The sequence below is a fragment of the Paenirhodobacter sp. YD-8 genome (assembly GCF_056590935.1).
This window is the reverse complement of record NZ_CM152649.1, coordinates 910,622-927,286: the sequence shown is the minus strand read 5'-3', so window position 1 is coordinate 927,286 and position 16,665 is coordinate 910,622. Positions and strand designations below refer to the sequence as shown.

14 protein-coding genes are annotated in these 16,665 nt (G+C 70.1%); 10 read left to right on the top strand and 4 right to left on the bottom strand.

Annotation, left to right across the window (positions count from 1 at the left end; genetic code table 11):
• Positions 1-18 precede the first annotated feature (18 nt).
• The 5 genes from AC0QTQ_RS04545 to AC0QTQ_RS04525 are packed head-to-tail and all read left to right on the top strand — an operon-like array spanning position 19 to position 6,098.
• On the top strand, positions 19-2,142 hold the full coding sequence (locus tag AC0QTQ_RS04545) for an ABC transporter permease (RefSeq protein ID WP_480258441.1): 2,124 nt from the start codon (positions 19-21) through the stop codon (positions 2,140-2,142).
• Complete coding sequence (locus tag AC0QTQ_RS04540) at positions 2,139-3,185, top strand: SMP-30/gluconolactonase/LRE family protein (RefSeq protein ID WP_480258440.1); 1,047 nt, start codon at positions 2,139-2,141, stop codon at positions 3,183-3,185. The genes AC0QTQ_RS04545 and AC0QTQ_RS04540 overlap by 4 nt, the downstream gene beginning before the upstream one ends.
• 2 nt (positions 3,186-3,187) lie before the next feature.
• Positions 3,188-4,687 carry a sugar ABC transporter ATP-binding protein gene (locus AC0QTQ_RS04535; RefSeq protein WP_128147915.1) on the top strand — a complete coding sequence of 500 codons (1,500 nt, stop codon included), beginning with the start codon at positions 3,188-3,190 and terminating at the stop codon, positions 4,685-4,687.
• Positions 4,688-4,709: 22 nt separating this feature from the next.
• Positions 4,710-5,114, top strand: a complete 405-nt coding sequence (locus AC0QTQ_RS04530; protein WP_113899162.1) for a carboxymuconolactone decarboxylase family protein — start codon at positions 4,710-4,712, stop codon at positions 5,112-5,114.
• A 12-nt stretch (positions 5,115-5,126) separates the two neighbouring features.
• Complete coding sequence (locus AC0QTQ_RS04525; RefSeq protein WP_480258438.1) at positions 5,127-6,098, top strand: quinone oxidoreductase family protein; 972 nt, start codon at positions 5,127-5,129, stop codon at positions 6,096-6,098.
• 4 nt (positions 6,099-6,102) lie between these two features.
• Here the strand turns inward: AC0QTQ_RS04525 and AC0QTQ_RS04520 are convergent, their stop codons facing one another.
• Positions 6,103-7,488 carry an SLC13 family permease gene (locus AC0QTQ_RS04520; protein WP_480258437.1) on the bottom strand — a complete coding sequence of 462 codons (1,386 nt, stop codon included), beginning with the start codon at positions 7,486-7,488 and terminating at the stop codon, positions 6,103-6,105.
• An 85-nt stretch (positions 7,489-7,573) separates the two neighbouring features.
• On the opposite strand from AC0QTQ_RS04520, the gene AC0QTQ_RS04515 reads away from it, so the two are divergent.
• Positions 7,574-8,374, top strand: a complete 801-nt coding sequence (locus tag AC0QTQ_RS04515) for an AraC family transcriptional regulator (protein WP_480258436.1) — start codon at positions 7,574-7,576, stop codon at positions 8,372-8,374.
• A 2-nt stretch (positions 8,375-8,376) separates the two neighbouring features.
• On the opposite strand, the gene AC0QTQ_RS04510 is transcribed toward AC0QTQ_RS04515, so the two are convergent.
• The 3 genes from AC0QTQ_RS04510 to AC0QTQ_RS04500 form a co-directional block, all read right to left on the bottom strand.
• Positions 8,377-9,693 (bottom strand): aspartate aminotransferase family protein, encoded by a 1,317-nt coding sequence (locus AC0QTQ_RS04510; protein ID WP_480258435.1) that lies wholly within the window; start codon positions 9,691-9,693, stop codon positions 8,377-8,379.
• A complete protein-coding gene (locus AC0QTQ_RS04505; RefSeq protein WP_480258434.1) occupies positions 9,690-10,757 on the bottom strand; it encodes a phosphotransferase in 1,068 nt (355 codons plus the stop codon). Before AC0QTQ_RS04505 ends, AC0QTQ_RS04510 begins: the two co-directional genes overlap by 4 nt.
• Positions 10,758-10,927: 170 nt before the next feature.
• Positions 10,928-11,860: a pirin family protein gene (locus AC0QTQ_RS04500; RefSeq protein ID WP_480258433.1), complete on the bottom strand. Its 933-nt coding sequence runs from the start codon at positions 11,858-11,860 to the stop codon at positions 10,928-10,930.
• Positions 11,861-12,023: 163 nt separating this feature from the next.
• Here AC0QTQ_RS04500 and AC0QTQ_RS04495 point away from each other — a divergent pair, with 163 nt between their 5' ends.
• From AC0QTQ_RS04495 to AC0QTQ_RS04480, 4 genes are all read left to right on the top strand, one after another.
• Positions 12,024-13,553: a VOC family protein gene (locus AC0QTQ_RS04495; protein ID WP_480258432.1), complete on the top strand. Its 1,530-nt coding sequence runs from the start codon at positions 12,024-12,026 to the stop codon at positions 13,551-13,553.
• On the top strand, positions 13,546-13,875 hold the full coding sequence (locus tag AC0QTQ_RS04490) for a GNAT family N-acetyltransferase (RefSeq protein WP_480258431.1): 330 nt from the start codon (positions 13,546-13,548) through the stop codon (positions 13,873-13,875). The genes AC0QTQ_RS04495 and AC0QTQ_RS04490 overlap by 8 nt, the downstream gene beginning before the upstream one ends.
• 49 nt (positions 13,876-13,924) lie before the next feature.
• Entirely contained in the window at positions 13,925-14,821 is an 897-nt protein-coding gene (locus tag AC0QTQ_RS04485) for a LysR family transcriptional regulator (RefSeq protein WP_480258430.1), read from the top strand.
• A gap of 148 nt (positions 14,822-14,969) precedes the next feature.
• On the top strand, positions 14,970-16,607 hold the full coding sequence (locus AC0QTQ_RS04480; protein WP_480258429.1) for an ABC transporter substrate-binding protein: 1,638 nt from the start codon (positions 14,970-14,972) through the stop codon (positions 16,605-16,607).
• The last annotated feature ends 58 nt before the right edge of the window (positions 16,608-16,665 follow it).

The window sequence follows — 16,665 nt, the reverse complement described above, 5'->3', positions numbered from 1 at the left end:
GAGCCGGACATCCCCGACATGCCGTCACGCGAACGCCTGCAGGCCCTGCGCTACAACCTCATTCCCGATCACCTGATCGGCGAGATCCTGACCAAGCGCTGGACCGACAACGCGATCCCGTTCCTCGTGCTGGTGGCGGTGATCGCGCTCTTCGGCACGGCGATCCCTGGGTTCTTCAACCCGTTCAGCCTGCAGGAATCGACCCGTCAGCTGGGCGAGTTCGCGATCGTGGTGATCGGCCTCACGGTGGTGATGCTCGGCGGCGGCATCGACCTCTCGGTGGGGTCGATCTTCGCGCTGGCGACCTTCGCCTCGGTGGGCTCGTTCTTCATCCTCGGCCTGCCGGTCTGGGCGGCCTTCCTGGCGGCGCTGGCGACCGGCGCGCTTTTCGGCGCGATCAACGGCTATCTCGTCGGCTTCCTGCGGCTGCGGGCGTTTCTGACCACGCTGGTCACCTTCATCATCGGCCGCGCCGTCTTCGACATCCTGGTGGTGCAGTTCGGCGCCGCGATCCAGATGTCCTTCGCCAGCTCGGATGCGTGGGACTTCATCGGCGACGGCACCTTCGCCGGGCTGTCGGTGCCGGTGATCGCGGCCGGGCTGCTGGCACTGATGACCCATGTCACCCTGACCCGCGCCCGCATCGGCTGGCACATCCTCGCCGTCGGCGGCTCGCGCCGCTCGGCGCATAACGCCGGCATCAAGGTCCGGCGCACGGTGTTCCTGACCTATGTCTTCTCCGGCCTGTGCTCGGGCGCGGCGGGGTTCCTGATCGCCTGCCGGCTCTCGGGCGCGGGCCCGGGCACCGGCGCCGGGCTCGAGATCCTCGCCCTCACCGCGGCGGTCGTCGGCGGCAATGCCCTCGGCGGCGGGCGCGGCTCGGTGGTCAAGGGGCTGATGGGCGCGGTGATCGTGCTGGTGATGACGAACGGGCTCATTCGCCTGGGCTATGGCACCGGCACCAACCAGATGGTCGTGGGCATCATGCTGGCCGTCGCCGTCACCATCGACATCCGCTGGCTGAAGAACCGCCACAAGGTGCTGAACGAGGTCTATGTCGCGCCGGTCTATCTGAAGATGGGCGAGACCCAGTCGGCCGAGCCGCATTCGGGCACGCCCTATGCGCTGAACAACCGCCTCGCCGCAGCCGAGCATATCGGGCTGGGCGAGCTCGAGGGGCCCGAGGACGTGATCCTCGACGCCGACGACCATTTGTACTGCGGCACCCGGCATGGCGAGATCGTGCGCTATTTCGCGCCCGACTACACCCGTTCCGAGGTCTTCGCCCATGTCGGCGGCTTCCCGCTCGGCCTCGCCTTCGACCGCGACGGCAACCTGATCTCCTGCGTGGGCGCCATGGGGCTTTACAAGATCGCGCCCGACCGCACCGTGACGCGGCTGAGTGCCGAGACCCGGCGTTCGCTCACCTCGGTGCAGGATGACGCGCGGCTGCGCGACCCCAATGATCTCGACATCGCGCCGGACGGGCGGATCTATTTCACCGACTCGACGAAGCGCTATGACGCGCATGACTGGACACTCGACAGCATCGAGAACCGCGGCACCGGCCGGCTGCTGGTCTATGATCCCAGGGACGGCTCGACGAAGACGCTGCTCGACGGCTATCGCTACACCAACGGCGTGTGCATGGCGCATGACGGCAAGTCTCTGTATTTCGCCGAAAGCTGGGCCTGCCGGATCCACCGCTACTGGCTCGAGGGGCCGAAGGCCGGCACCGCGGAATGCGTCATCAAGGACATGCCGGGCTATACCGACAACATCAACCGCGCCTCGGACGGCACCTACTGGATGGCCTGGCTCGGCATGCGCACGCCAAGCTTCGATCTCAGCCTGCGCCATCCGGCGATGCGCAAGCGGATGACCCGCCGCCTGCCGCAGGACGACTGGCTGTTCCCGAACATCAACACCGGCGGCATCGTGAAATTCGACGACAGCGGCCGCATCCTGCAGACCTTCGGCGACCTCACCGGCGAGAACCACCCGATGGTCACCTCGATGCGCGAGCACAAGGGCGAGCTGTTCATCGGCGGCATCCTGAACAACCGCATCGGCCGCTACCGGATCGAGGGCGCCGACCCCGAGTGGACCGGGATGCGCGCCTATTGGGGGACCCGCGCATGATCTTCGATCCGATCCTCGACCTCTTCCGCGGCAAGGCGGTGACGATCCCGCCGATGGACGGCGCTTTCCGGCCGAATACCGCACTCGACGAGGCGCCGGTGCTGGCGCGGCTTGCCGAACCCGACAACCTCGCCGTGCTCGGTGGCGACCTCATCGCCTCCTCGGGCAATGCGCTCTACCGCCTCGTGCCGGGCGCCGAGCCCCTGCTCCTCCAGCGCTTCGACGCACCGGTGACCGCGCTCGCCGTCTCGGCCGAGTGCCAGCTTGCGGTGGCGCTCGAAACCGGCGTGCTGCTGGTCGACGGGGTGGCGCAGCACCTGCTGCCCGAGGTGCGCGCGATCACCGGCCTTGCCTTTGCCGCCGATGGCGCGCTGTGGCTCACGAACGGCTCGGCCGAGCACGCGCCCTCGGACTGGGCCGCCGATCTGATGAAGCGGCGCGCCACCGGCTCGATCTGGGTGCGCCGCGCCGAGGGGCAGCCCTTCCACAAGGTGGCACAGGATCTCGCCTGGCCGAACGGGCTCTGCCCGCGCCCGGGCGGCACCATCGCCTTTTCCGAAAGCTGGCGGCACCGGGTGATGGAACTGAATGCCGAGGGCGGGCTGAAACCGCTGATCGAGATGATCCCGGGCTATCCCGCGCGGATCTCGCCCGCCCCCGACGGCGGTGCGGTGCTTGCGGTCTTTGCGCCGCGCAACCGGCTGATCGAATTCGTGCTGCAGGAAACCCATTACCGCGAGGACATGATCCGCGAGGTGCCGCGCGACTACTGGATCGCGCCGGCGCTCGCCTCGGGGCGCAGCTTCCTCGAACCGCTGCAATGCGGCGGCATCCGCACCATGGGCGTGCACAAGCCTTGGTCGCCCTCACGCTCCTGGGGCCTTGTGGTGCGGCTCGACCGGCAGATGAACCCGGTCTCGAGCGCGCACAGCCGGGCGAACGGCCACCGCCATGGCGTGTGCTCGGCGATCGTGCATGCGGGCCGGCTTGTCGTCGCCTCGAAGGGCGGCGACGTCCTCGTCACCCTGCCGGCGGAGGGCTGAGCATGGACGATGCGATCCTGCGGCTCGAGAAGATCACCAAGGCCTATCGCGGCGTCCCCGCCGTGCGCGAGGTCGATTTCGAACTGCGCAAGGGCGAGATCCACGCCCTTCTGGGCGAGAACGGCGCCGGCAAGTCGACGCTGACGAAGATGATGGCGGGGGTCGTCGCGCCCAGTTCCGGGCGGATGTGGCTCCATGGCCGCGAGACGGTCTTCGCCACGCCGAACGCGGCGCTCGAGGCCGGCATCGCGATGGTCTTCCAGGAGACCTCCCTCGTGCCCTCGATGACGGTGGCACAGAACCTCTATCTCGGCTCCGAGAAATTCCTGAACCGGCTGCGCGGCACCTACATCTCGGCCCAGCAATTCCTGCAATCGCTGAACTTCCCGGTCGATCCGGCGGCGATGGTCGAGACGCTGGGCGCCGCCAAGAAGCAGATGGTCGAGATCGCCCGCGCCGTCCATCACAACGCCGAGGTCATCATCTTCGACGAGCCGACCGCGACGCTGACCCCCGAGGAAAAGCGCCATTTCTTCGCGCTGATCCGCCGGCTGAAGGCGCGCGGCGTGTCGATCGTCTTCATCTCGCACGCGCTCGAGGAGGCGCTCGACCTCTCCGACCGCATCACCATCCTGCGCGACGGCGAGCTTGTGGCGACCGGCCCCACTGCAGACTTCACCCGCGAGACGATCGTCGCCGCGATGGTCGGGCGCACGCTGTCCGATGCGCTCTACCGCGACCGCTCCGCCGCCGGCACCCGCAAGGCCGGGCAAAAGGTGCTGTCGGTGCAGGACCTGTCGATGGGGGCGATGGTGCGCAACACCTCGTTTTCCGTCTTCGCCGGGCAGGTCACCGGGGTCTTCGGGCTGGTGGGCTCGGGCCGGACCGAGACCTTCAAGGTGGTCTCGGGGATCTACAAGCGCGACTTCCTGCGCGGCGGGGCGGTGGCGCTCGACGGCCGGCCGGTGCGCTATACCGTCCCGCGCGAGGCGGTGCGCGACGGCATCGTCTACATCACCGAGGACCGCAAGGCCGAGGGCTTCTTCGAGACGATGTCGATTGCCGAGAACATCTATTCCGGGCTTCTGGCGGCGGGGCACGATCACGCCTGGTATGTCGGGCGGGCCGAGATGGCGGCGGTGGCGGCCGAGTGGACGCAGACCCTGAACATCCGCGCGATCAACGAGAATGCCCGGGTGGTCGAGCTGTCGGGCGGCAATCAGCAGAAGGTGGTGATCGGCAAGGGGCTGGTGCAGAAACCGCGGCTCGTCATCTTCGACGAACCCACCCGCGGCGTCGACGTCGGCGCGATTGCGGAAATCCACGCGCTGATCAACCGGCTCGCGGACGAGGGGCTCGCGGTGGTGGTGATTTCCTCCTACCTGCCCGAGGTGATGAACCTCTCCGACCGCATCCTCGTGTGCCGTCAGGGCCGGATCGTCGAGGAATTCTCGCCCGGCGAGGCGACCGAGGCCAGGATCATGTATGCCGCCGTGCATTGAGCGGCGGAAAAAGGAGGACGCGATGGCGACCGTGAAACTGATGAGCGATGCCGAGGCGGAGACGATCCCGGCGGTCAAGGCGGTGTTCGACGACATCCGCGCGACGCGCAAGACCGACTTCATCAACAACTTCTGGCGCGCGCTGGCCTTCGACGCGGGGCTTCTGGCGCGCACCTGGGAGGGGCTGAAGGCGGTGATGACCGTGCCCGGCGAGATCGACCCGAAGACGCGCGAGATGATCTATGTCGCGGTCTCGATCGCCAACAGCTGCAGCTATTGCGTGCATTCGCACACCGCGCAGGCAAAGGCGAAGGGCATGGGCGCGGCCGAGCACGCCGAGCTTCTGTCGATCGTTGCGCTCGCCGCGCAGACGAACCACCTCGTCACCGGGATGCAGATCCCGGTCGATCCCGAATTCCAGCTGTAAGGAGGCCGCGCGATGGACATGGCCCTTGTCGCCCGCCGCCCGGGCGGCCCCGAGGTGATGGAATGGAGCGCGGTCGAGACCGCCGCCCCCGGCCCCGGCGAGGCGCTGGTCCGCCACACCGCGATCGGGGTGAATTTCATCGACGTCTATCACCGCTCGGGCCTGTACCCCTGGCCCGAGGGCATGATGATCCCCGGCGCCGAGGCCGCCGGCGTGGTCGAGGCGGTGGGCCCCGGCGTCGACACGGTGCGGCCCGGCGACCGGGTGGCCTATGTGATGAAATTCGGCGCCTATCGCACCCGCCGCGTGGTGCCCGCAGGCCGGCTGGTGCGGCTCCCTGACGCGATCCCCGACACGGTGGCGGCAAGCGTCATGCTGAAGGGGCTGACGGCGCAATACCTCGTCACCTCGTCCTATGCGGTGCAGCCGGGCGACACCGTTCTTGTCCATGCGGCGGCGGGTGGCGTCGGGCTGCTGCTCGGCCAATGGCTGCGCGCGATCGGGGCGCGGGCGATCGGCACCGCGGGCGGGCCCGCCAAGGTCGCGCTGGCGCTTCAGCATGGCTACAGCGACGTCATCGACTACACCGCCACCGACTTCGCCCCCGAGGTCGCGCGGCTGACCCGGGGCGCGCTCTGCGCCGCGGTCTATGACAGCGTCGGGCGCGACACCTGGCGCGGCTCGCTCGCCTGTCTGAAGCGCTTCGGCATGTTCGTGAACTTCGGCCAGTCCTCGGGGATGATCGAGGATTTCAAGCTCTCCGACCTTGCCCGGGGCTCGCTGTCGGCGAACCGGCCGATGCTCTTTGATTATGTCGATGCGCGCGAAGACCTCGAACGCCGCGCCGCCGATCTGTTCGGCCGGCTCGAACGCGGCGAGGTCCGCGCCGACGTGGTGGCGACGCGGCCGCTGCGCGAGGCGGCCGAGGCGCATGCGGCACTCGAGGGGCGGCGCACCACCGGCACCACGGTCCTGATCCCCTGACGCGTCAGATCCAGCCCAGCAGTTTCCACCACAGGAAGTCGAGCGGCGCGAGCACGAGAAGCGTCAGCAACGCGAGCGGCAGCACCACCTTGACGAGGTGGGAAAGCCGCTCGCCCGAGAGCTGCATCGCCACCACCAGGGGCCCGACCTGATAGGGGAAGAACACCGTCGAGAAGCCGATCACCTGGGTCATCAGCACCGCCTTCAGGCTGAAACCGGTGAGGGTGGCCAGATCCTGCGCCATCGGCGTCAGCACCGCGGGCACCCCCGGCACGGTGGCGAAGAGGCCGGTGCCGCTCGCCATCGCGACGAGCGACAGGAAATTCGTCGCCTCGGCGCCGGGCGCCATCGGCAGCACCTTTTGCAGCCCCGCGCCCAGCAGCGCACCGAGCCCCGAGGCATTGACCATCGCCCCAAGCGCCAGCGCGCCGACGACGAACAGCAGCATGCCGAAGTCGACGCCCTGCCTGAAGGCCGGCGGCGTCACCACGCCGATCCCGGGCATCAGCAGGATCACCGCCGCGACCAGCCCGACCCAGGCCGCGTTCACCCCGTGCCAACTGTCGGTCATCCACAGCACGAGCGTCGCAAGCAGGATCACCGCCACCCGGATCTGCTTGCCGCGCTCGCCGGGGTTCGCGCCCGCCGCGGCCTCTGCCTCGAGCACGCTCGGCAGCGGCGCACCGACCTCGGCCGGGAACAGGCGCAGCACCAGCGCGACGGTCAGCGCCGCCTTGAGAATGCCCAGCACCGGGTAATGCAGCAGCAGGTATTCGGTATAGCCGAAATGGACGTGGTGGATGGTCTCGGCCGCGCCCGACAGCACCATGTTCGGGATGTTCGAGGGCAGGATCGCGAAGCTCGGCATGTTGCAGCCGATCGCCAGCACCGCGGCAATGCCGATCCGCCCGTTCGAGCCGCGGCCAAAGCCCGCCCGGTCGGCAAGCGCCATGCCGATCGGCACCAGCACCACGGCGCGCCCGACCGAGGAGGGCATCAGGAAGCCGAGCGCCATCGCCACGCCCATCAGCCCGCCGATGAGCCAGGGATAGGAGCGGCCGAGCACCGGCCCCACCGCTTCGGCCAGTCGCCCGCCAAGGCCCGACACGCCGATCGCCGTGCCGATGACGAAGCCCGAGACGATCAGCCAGACCGCAGTCGAGCCGAAACCCGCAAAGACCGTGGCGGCCGGCGCGAGGCCGAGGATCAGCACCACGGCGAAGAAGATCAGGCTGGCCAGATAGCCCGGCACCACCCCCGTCGCCCAGAGCGCCAGCGTGACCAGCACGATGCCGAGCGTGCGCGCCTGCTCGAGTGTCAGCCCGGCGGGCGGCAGCAACGCCAGCACCAGCGCCGCCAGCACGACCAGCCCGACGAAAAGCGGTTTCATCGAAATTCTTGCGACAGACATGGGACCCCCGTTCGCACTCGTCGCCACACTAGCCCGGCGCGCGCCCCTGCGTTAGACCATCATCATGACAAAGGATGTCGCCGAAACGCCAACCCGGCCCGCCAGCGGCGCGGGCTTCGTGCGCGATCCCGCGCGTCCGGTGCTGGTGCACAGCGGGCGGATGCCGGCCGGGCAGATGGTCGAGCCGCACAGCCACCCGCGCGGCCAGCTGATCTGGGCGATGCAGGGGGTGTTGCGGGTGACAAGCCGCGGCGGCGTCTGGATCGTGCCGCCCAGCCATGCGGTCTGGATCCCGGGCGGCACCGACCACCACGTCACCACCGAGACCGAGGTCGAGATCCGCAACCTCTACGTCGACCCCTCGTTGCCGCTGCGCCGGCAGGTGCCGCGTTGCGCCGTGCTGCTGTTGACGCCGCTGCTGCGCGAGCTGATCCTGCGGCTGGCCGCGCTGACGACCGACGCCCCCTTCGACGCGCGGCGGCTGCATCTGGCCGCAGTCATCGCCGACGAGATCGAGGCGCTGGCCGAGGCGCCCTTCAGCCTGCCCGGCGCGCATGACGCGCGGCTCTTGCGGCTGATGCGGCACCTGCGCGAGAGCCCCGACGAGGTGCGCCCGCTCGCCGATCTGGCGGCCCTAGCCGGGGCGAGCCCGCGCACGCTGGAACGGCTGTTCCGCGCCGAGACCGGGCTCACCTTCCGGCAATGGCGCAGCCGGCTGCGGCTGATGGCGGCGATCGAGCGGCTCGAGCGCGGGCAAAGCAGCACCGAGATTGCCTGGTCGCTCGGCTATCGCAGCCCGAGCGCCTTCGTCGCCGCCTTCCGCGCGCAATTCGGCCGGCCGCCGCAAAGCTTCCTGATGGGTTAGGCTCAGAGCCCGCCAAGCACCCGGTCAAGCCGCGCCACCAGCAGGTCGGCCTGCTCCCGGGTGAAGATCAGCGGCGGGCGGATCTTCAGCACATTCGCGCCCTTGGCACAGGCCGAGATCAGCACGTGCTGCTGACGCAACCCGTTGACGATGGCCGCCGTGCGCGCCGGATCTGGGGTCTTCGCGGCGCGGTCCGAGACGATCTCGACGCCGATGAAGAGCCCCGCCCCGCGGACGTCGCCGATGCAGGAATGACGCGCCGCCAGCCCGCGCAGCCCGTCGCGCAGATGCGCGCCGACATCGCGGGCGTTCGCCACCAGCCCCTCGCCCTCGATCACGTCCAGCACCGCGGTCGCCGCCGCAACCGCCACGGCATTGCCGCCGAAGGTGTTGAAATAGCGTGCCTTGCGGCCGAACTCGGCGACCACCTCGGGGCGCAGCGCGACGCCCGCGACCGGATAGCCATTGCCCATCGGCTTGCCCATGGTGACGATGTCGGGGGTCACCCCGTGGCGCTGGAACCCCCACATCGCGTCGCCGGTGCGGCCAAAGCCCGACTGCACCTCGTCGGCGATGTAAAGCCCGCCCGCGGCACGGATCGCGGCCACCGCGCCCTGCAGGAAGCCCGCCGGCCCGTCGAACACCCCGTCCGAGGCGAAGATGCCGTCGCAGATGAAGAGCGCCGGGCGGATGCCGTGGCGGGTCAGATCGGCGATCGCCGCCTCGACCGAGGCGGTGAAGGCGCCTGCCACATCCGCCTCGCGGTAGCTGTCGGGGGCGGGCACGGTGCGCACATGCACGCCCAGATCGACCGCGGGGCCGAGCGAGGGCGAGAACTCCGCCACCGCCTGAGTGACGCCGTGATAGGCGGTCTCGGTCACGATGATGCCGGTGCCGCCGGTGAAGGCGCGGGCGATCCGCACCGCAAGGTCATTCGCCTCGGAGCCGGTGCAGGTGAACATCATCTGCCCGATCTCGTCCGGCAGCGTGGCGAGCAGCCGCTCGGCATAGTCCAGAACGCCCACGTGCAGATAGCGCGTATGGGTCGCCAGAACCCCCGCCTGCGCGGCAATCGCCGCCACCACCTTCGGGTGGCAATGCCCGACCGAGGTGACGTTGTTGTAGCCGTCGAGATAGGCCTCGCCCGCGGCATCATAGAGCCACGCGCCCTCGCCCCGCACCAGATGCAGCGGCTTTTCGTAGAACAGCCGATAGGCGGGCCCGAGCAGCGCCTGCCGCCGCGCGATCAGCGCCGCGGTCTCCGCATCGAGGTCGGCAGCCCCCTCGACATAGGCGTTCACCATCGTCTCGCGCGTCATCGCACGCCCTCCTCAGCCGCGGCCCGCAGTGCCGCCGTGACCGTTTCGCGCGGCAGGGCGGCAAAGCCCGCCATCCCCGCCCGCGCGCCGCGGTTGTTTCGCAAGATATACTCGGCATTCTCCGGATAGCGCGCCGCGCGCCACTCGGTGATGGTGATCGAGGCGACCAGCCGCGCCACGATCAGGTCGCGCAGCAGCTCGACCTCGGCCGCATCGAGCGGCGCGACCGCGGCATAGGCCGCGACCATCCGCGCCACCGGCGCAAGCGGGTCGTCCTCGAGATGGGTGAGATAGGAGGCCGCCACCGCGACATCGACGGCGCGCGGCGTGCGCACCATGTCGCCGAAGTCGAGCACGCCCGCGATCCGCTCGGGCGCCTGCGGGTCGATGACGATGTTGTGGTGGTTGAGGTCATTGTGCACCACCTGCCAGCGCAGCGCGGGCAGACGCGGCGCCACCGCGGCGGCGAAATGCTCGATCTCGGCCTGAAGCTGGTCGCGCAAGGCGCCGGCGGGCAGCGATGCGAGCAGCGGCATCAGCCGCGGCAGGTGGCGGATGTCCCACAGGATCTCGTGCCCCGAGGCGGGATGGCGGAAGCCCGCCAGCCCCGCGCCCAGCTGCGCGGCCAGCGCGCCGATCTGCGCCGCCAGCCGCCCTGCCCCGCCCGTGCGCGCCACCGGCGTGCCCGGCACCCAGCTGAGCAGCCGCACCGTGCTGTTCCGTCCGTCGTCAAGGGCAAGCGGCGCAAGGAAATCGCCCGCCCGCGTCGCGACCATCCGCGGCACCGGCAACGCCGGGGTGCGGCCTTCCAGCCAGCGCAGCGCCTCGACCTGAAACGCGGTGGTGGCGCGCGCCTCGGCCGGGTTTGCGACCTTCAGCACATAGCCCGGCCCGGCCTGGGTGGTGATGCGGAAATTCGCGTCGCGCTCGCAAGCGAGGCTCTCGGCCCGCCCCTCGATCCCCCACAGATCGCGCAACAGCGCCTCGGCCGCCGCGGTATCGACGGGCGGCGGCGGACTGTCGAGGAGGACGGCGAAGATCGGGTCGGAGAGCGCGTCGCTCATCGGCACGCCCGGAAACGGGGCGCGCGCGCCGGTCGCAAGGGGAAGTGGGTCATCGCAGCGCCTCCGCATCGGCGCCCCGCGCGATGGGGCAGCCTTCGTCCGGCGCCGATTAGTTCACCAAGCGCCCCGGCGCGTCAATGCACCGGGGCAGCGGAGTGAGGCAGACCGGCTCAGGGCAGCGGAATGAACTCGTCGTGGTCGGTGGCGGGCAGGTCGAACAGCCCCCGCCCCCACCGCGCCGCACGCCACTCTTCCTTCGCATGCTCGATCCGCTCGCGGCTCGAGGCGACGAAGTTCCACCAGATGTGGCGCGGCCCGTTCAGCGTGGCACCGCCAAGCGCCATGATCCGCGCGCCGCGCTCTCCCGCCTCGACGGTGATCCGGTCGCCCGGGCGGAAGACCATCATCCGCCCCGCCTCGAAGCGCTGACCGGCGACGCGGATCTCGCCCTCGGTGACATAGATGCCGCGGTCCTCGTGATCGTCGGGCAGCGGGAAGCGGGCGCCGGGGGCCAGCGTCACGTCGAGGTAGAAGGTTTCCGAGAACATCGTCGCCGGCGCCGCCTCGCCATAGGCGGTGCCGAGGATCAGCCGCGCGCTGACCCCGCCATCCTCGAAGAGCGGCAGTGCACCCTTGCCGTGATGCTCGAAGACCGGGGCCATGTCCTCGCGGTCCTCGGGCAGCGCGATCCAGGTCTGGATGCCGTAGAGGCTGTGCGGCCCGTGCTTGCCTTCCTCGCTGGTGCGCTCGGAATGGGTCACGCCCTTGCCCGCGACCATCCAGTTCACCTCTCCGGGCACGATCACCTGATCGGCGCCGGTGCTGTCGCGGTGGTGGAAGTCGCCGCGATAGAGATAGGTCACCGTGCCCAGCCCGATATGCGGGTGCGGACGGATGTCGATGCCCTTGCCGGTGAGGAACTCGGCCGGACCGATGTGGTCGAAGAAGATGAAGGGCCCGACCATCTGGCGCTGCACCGAGGGCAGCGCGCGCTGCACCTCGAAGCCGCCCAGATCGCGGGCGCGGGGAATGATCAGGGTCTCGATCGCGTCGGGGCCGACGGCGTCGGGATCGCCCGGGGCGAGGGCGGGGTTCCAGCTCATGGCGTTCTCCTGTCGTTGATTGACTCTGAGATAGCACGAAATCATGAAACACGTGAGACGCAATTCGTTCGCATTTCGAGAACGCCGAGTTCTGTGCCGGGCCGCTTCGCCGGCGCGCGGCCGCGCCCTATCTTCTGGCCAAACCTCCTTCAGGAGAACTCCCATGACCACCGGTCTCCATCACGTCACCGCCCTCACCCGCCGCGTCCAGGCGAATGTCGACTTCTACGCGGGCTTCCTCGGCCTGCGGCTCGTCAAGCGCACCGGCGGCTTCGAGGATGCGAACCAGCTGCACCTGTTCTACGGCGATGCAGCCGGCGCGCCCGGCTCGCTCGTCACCTTCCTCGTGTGGGAGGATGGCGGGCCGGGCCGCGCGGGCCATGGCGCGCCGGGCGAGATCGCGCTCGCCGTTCCCGCCGACAGCATCGGCCTGTGGCTGACCCGGGCGCTCGCCGCGCATGTGCCGGTCGAGGGCCCGCTGCGCGAATTCGGAGAGACCGTGCTGCGGCTGAAGGACCCGGACGGCATCATCGTGAAGCTGGTCGGCGCCGATCTGCCCGCCACCGCGCCGCTCGGCCCCGTCGAGGCACCGCGCCGGCTGCGTGCGGTCACGCTCTTCACCGAGCGCCCGGACGAGACCGCGGCCTTCGTCGCCCGCTTCGGCTATCGCGAGGCGGCGCGCGAGGGCGCGGTGCGGCGGCTGGTGTCGGCGACCGACGCCCTCGACATCCGCGACGCGACCGGCTTTTGGGAGGCGGCGCCGGGCACCGGCGGCATCGACCACGTCGCCTTCCGCGCCCCCGATGTGGCGGCCGTCGCGGCGATGGAGGCGGCGCTGGCCCCGGCCGAGCCCACCGCGCTGCACGACCGGACCTATTTCACCTCGCTCTATGTGCGCGAGCCGGGCGGCAGCCTGCTCGAATACGCGACGGACGGGCCCGGCTTTGCGGTCGACGAGGCGCCCGGGCATCTGGGCGAGACGCTCTTCGTGCCGGTCGACGACCCGCGCCGCGCCGCCGATCTGCGGGTGATGCTGCCGCAATTCGCCCTGCCGGGCGCGCCGCGCCTGCCGCAGCGCGATCTGCCCTTCGTGCACCGGATCTTCACCCCCGAGGAGCCGGACGGCACGACGCTCGTCCTGCTGCACGGTTCGGGCGGGAACGAGGCCGACCTGCTGCCCTTCGCGCATCGGGTGGCCCCGCACGCGACGCTGGTCGCCCTGCGCGGCCGGGCGGTCGAGGAAGGCACGCCGCGCTGGTTCCGCCGCGAGGGGCTGATGCGCTTCGATCAGGACGACATCCGCGCCGAGACCGAGGCCTTCGACGCCTTCCTGACCGAGGCCCGCCGCGCCTATGGGCTCGACCCGGACGGGCTGAGCGTGATCGGCTATTCGAACGGGGCGGCGTTCCTCGGCGCGGTGCTGCAGCTCTACCCGGGCGCGGTGCGGCGCGCGGTGCTGCTGCGCCCGGCCGCGGCGCTGGAACATGCCCCCGCGGCTGACCTGCACGGCACCCGGGTGCTGGCGCTGACCGGCACGCGCGACTTCTTCCGCGCCGAGGCGCCGAAGCTCACCGCGGCGCTGACCGCGGCCGGGGCCGAGGTCACGCTGCGCGCGCTCGATGCCGGGCATGAGATCACCACGGCCGACGAGGCCGCGGTGCACCACTGGATGACAGGAGAGACCGATGACTGAGATCACCCTGACCCGCGAATGGCGCGACGACCGGCACGGGCGCTATGTCGCCCGCGTCGCCGGTATCGACGCCGAGGCGGAACTCACCTTCACCCGCCGTGGCCCGGCGCTTCTCAGCGCCGATCACACCGGCGCGCCCGAGGCCCTGCGTGGCACCGGCGCCGCCGCGGCGCTGGTCGAGCGGCTGGTGGCCGATGCCCGCGCCGAGGGGGTGAAGATCATCCCGCTCTGCCCCTATGTGCAGCTGCTCTATACCCGGAACCCGGACTGGGCCGATGTCTTCACCACCGCCCCGGGCGAGAAACCGGACCTGCCGCGCTGAGGCGCGTTCTGGATTTGCGAACGGCACGGGCGGCGGATATCCTTCCCGCATGACCTGGACGCTCGCGGATATCGAGACCTTCCTCGCGGTGATGGAGACCGGCAGCGTCTCGGCCGCGGGCGCGCGGCTGCGGCTGTCGAAATCGGTGGTCAGCAAGCGCATCGCCGAGTTCGAGGCGGCGCTCGGCACCGCGCTGTTCCTGCGCAGCGCCGGGCGGATCACCGCGACCGACGCCGCGCAGGAGCTGGCCGAGCGGCTGCGCCCGGCGCTGGCCACCCTGGTTGCCGCCACCGAAAGTGCCGCCAGCGGCGCGCTGCGCGGCCGGCTTGCCATCGCTGCGCCGATGAGCTTCGGCATCCGCCATCTCGGCCCGGTGGTGGCGGGCTTCGCCCGCGCCCATCCGGGGCTCGAGATCGTGCTGAACTATGACGACCAGCACATCGACCTGGCGCGGGCGGGCTTTGACGTGGCGCTGCGCATCGGCCGGCTGCGCGACAGCACGCTGATGGCGCGCCGGCTGTGCGAGGACCCGCGCGCGATCGTCGCGAGCCCCGACTACCTCGCCCGCATGGGTACCCCCGCCACCGCCGCGGATCTGTCCGCGCACGAGGCGATCGGCTATCTGAACACCCGCCCGGGCGAGGCCTGGGAGCTCGGCCCCGGCGTGCCGCCCCCCCGCCCGGCCCGCGTCGCCGCGAACAACGGCGAGGCGATGCGCGACATGGCGATTGCGGGGCTGGGTCTGGCATTTCTGCCCTCGTTCATCGTGCATGACGCACTGGCCGACGGGCGACTGGTTGCGGTGCTGCCGGGCCTTGCCCCGCCGCCCTTGCCGATCAGCGCGGTCTGGCCGCCGATCCGGCCGATGCCGCGCAAGCTGCGCCTTTTCGTCGACCATCTCGTCGCCACCATCGGCGAGCACCCGCCCTGGCTGCCCCGCGGCTGAGCCGGCGCGGCGCTGTTACGCAAGTTTCGCACGGCGGTCGCCGGAACGTCACCTGAACCTGTTCAATGACCGGCAGTCCCGCCGCTCCACCGCGGCGGTCCCTGCTCCCGGGGCCCGGCCCCGTCTTGTGCCATTTCAGGAGACACCGATGATCCGCTTGAACCGCCGCCATGCCCTCGGACTGATGGGTGCCACCACCGGCAGCCTGCTGCTGCCCGGCTATCTGCGCGCGCAGGGCGCCCGCCGCTCGATCACCGTCGCGGTGCAGAAGATCACCAACAACAACACGCTCGACATCTGGAATGAACAGTCGAACGTCGGCGAACGGGTGTTCTTCCCGAACCTCTGGGAAGGGCTGATCCTGCGCAACTGGATGGGCGATCAGGGCCCGGTGCCGGGACTGGCGACCTCGTGGTCGCGCATCGACGACAAGACGATCGAGCTGAAGCTGCGCGAAGGCGTCAAGTTCCACAACGGCGACGAGATGACCGCCGAGGACGTGGCCTTCTCGTTCTCGCCCGAGCGCGTCTTCGGCGACACCCAGCCGGTCGGCGGCACCACGATCTTCGCCGAGAACTACACCCCCGCGACGGCGAAGGACCTGCCGGCGAACGTGCCGGGCATCGGACGCCGCCTGTGGCCGGCGCTGCAGGGCGTCGAGATCGTCGACAAGTACACCGTGCGCTTCCACAACGCGACGCCCGACGTGACGCTCGAGGGCCGGCTCTATGCTTTCGGCAGCCAGATCGCCAACCGCCGCGCCTGGGACGAGGCGGCAAGCTATGCCGACTGGGCGGCGAAGCCCGTCACCACCGGCCCCTACATGGTGGCCGAGTTCAAGCCCGACGTGTCGCTGACCCTCGTCGCCTTCGACGACTACTGGGGCGGTCAGCCGCCGCTCGAGAAGATCACCTTCGTCGAGGTGCCGGAAGTGTCGAGCCGGGTGAACGGCCTGTTGTCGGGCGAATACGACTTCGCCTGCGACCTGCCGCCCGACCAGATCGCCGCGGTCACCGGCGCCCCGGGTTTCGAGGTGCAAAGCTCGACCATCTGGAACCACCGGATCTCGGTCTTCAACACGCAAAACGAGGTGCTGGCCGATCCGCGCGTGCGTCGCGCCATGACCCATGCGATCGACCGCCAGGCAATCGTCGAGGCGCTCTGGGCCGGGCAGACGGTGGTGCCCGCGGGGCTGCAGTTCGACAGCTTCCGCCGCTCGGACATGTTCGTCGAGGGCTGGGCCGCGCCGGAATACAACCCCGAGCTCGCCCGCGACCTGCTGAAGCAGGCCAATTACAAGGGCGATGCGGTGCCCTATCGGCTCCTGAACAACTACTACACCAACCAGACGCCGACTGCGCAGATCATGGTCGAGATGTGGCGTCAGGTCGGCATGAACGTCGAGATCGAGATGAAGGAGAACTGGGCGCAGATCCACGACCCCGCCGGGATCAAGGGCGTGCGCGACTGGTCGGCCTCGAACCTCATCAACGACCCGATCACCCCGCTCGTGGTGCAGTTCGGCCCGAACGGCGAGGCCCAGCAGAAGAAGGACTGGACCAACGCCGAGATGAACCAGCTCTCGGTGGTGATGGAGACCTCGACCGATCACGCCACCCGCAAGAAGGCGATCGCGCGGATGCTCGAGATCGCCGAGCGCGAGGACCCGGCCTATCAGGTGCTGCACCAGAACGCGGTCTTCACCGGCATGCGCTCGGACCTGCACTGGAAGGCGGCGCCGGCCTTCGCGATGGACTTCCGCGCCTCGAACTGGGCCGCGGGCTGACCCCCTGCCCCGGCCATTCCCCGGCGGGCCGCGTGCCCGCCGGGGCTTTGCATTCCGG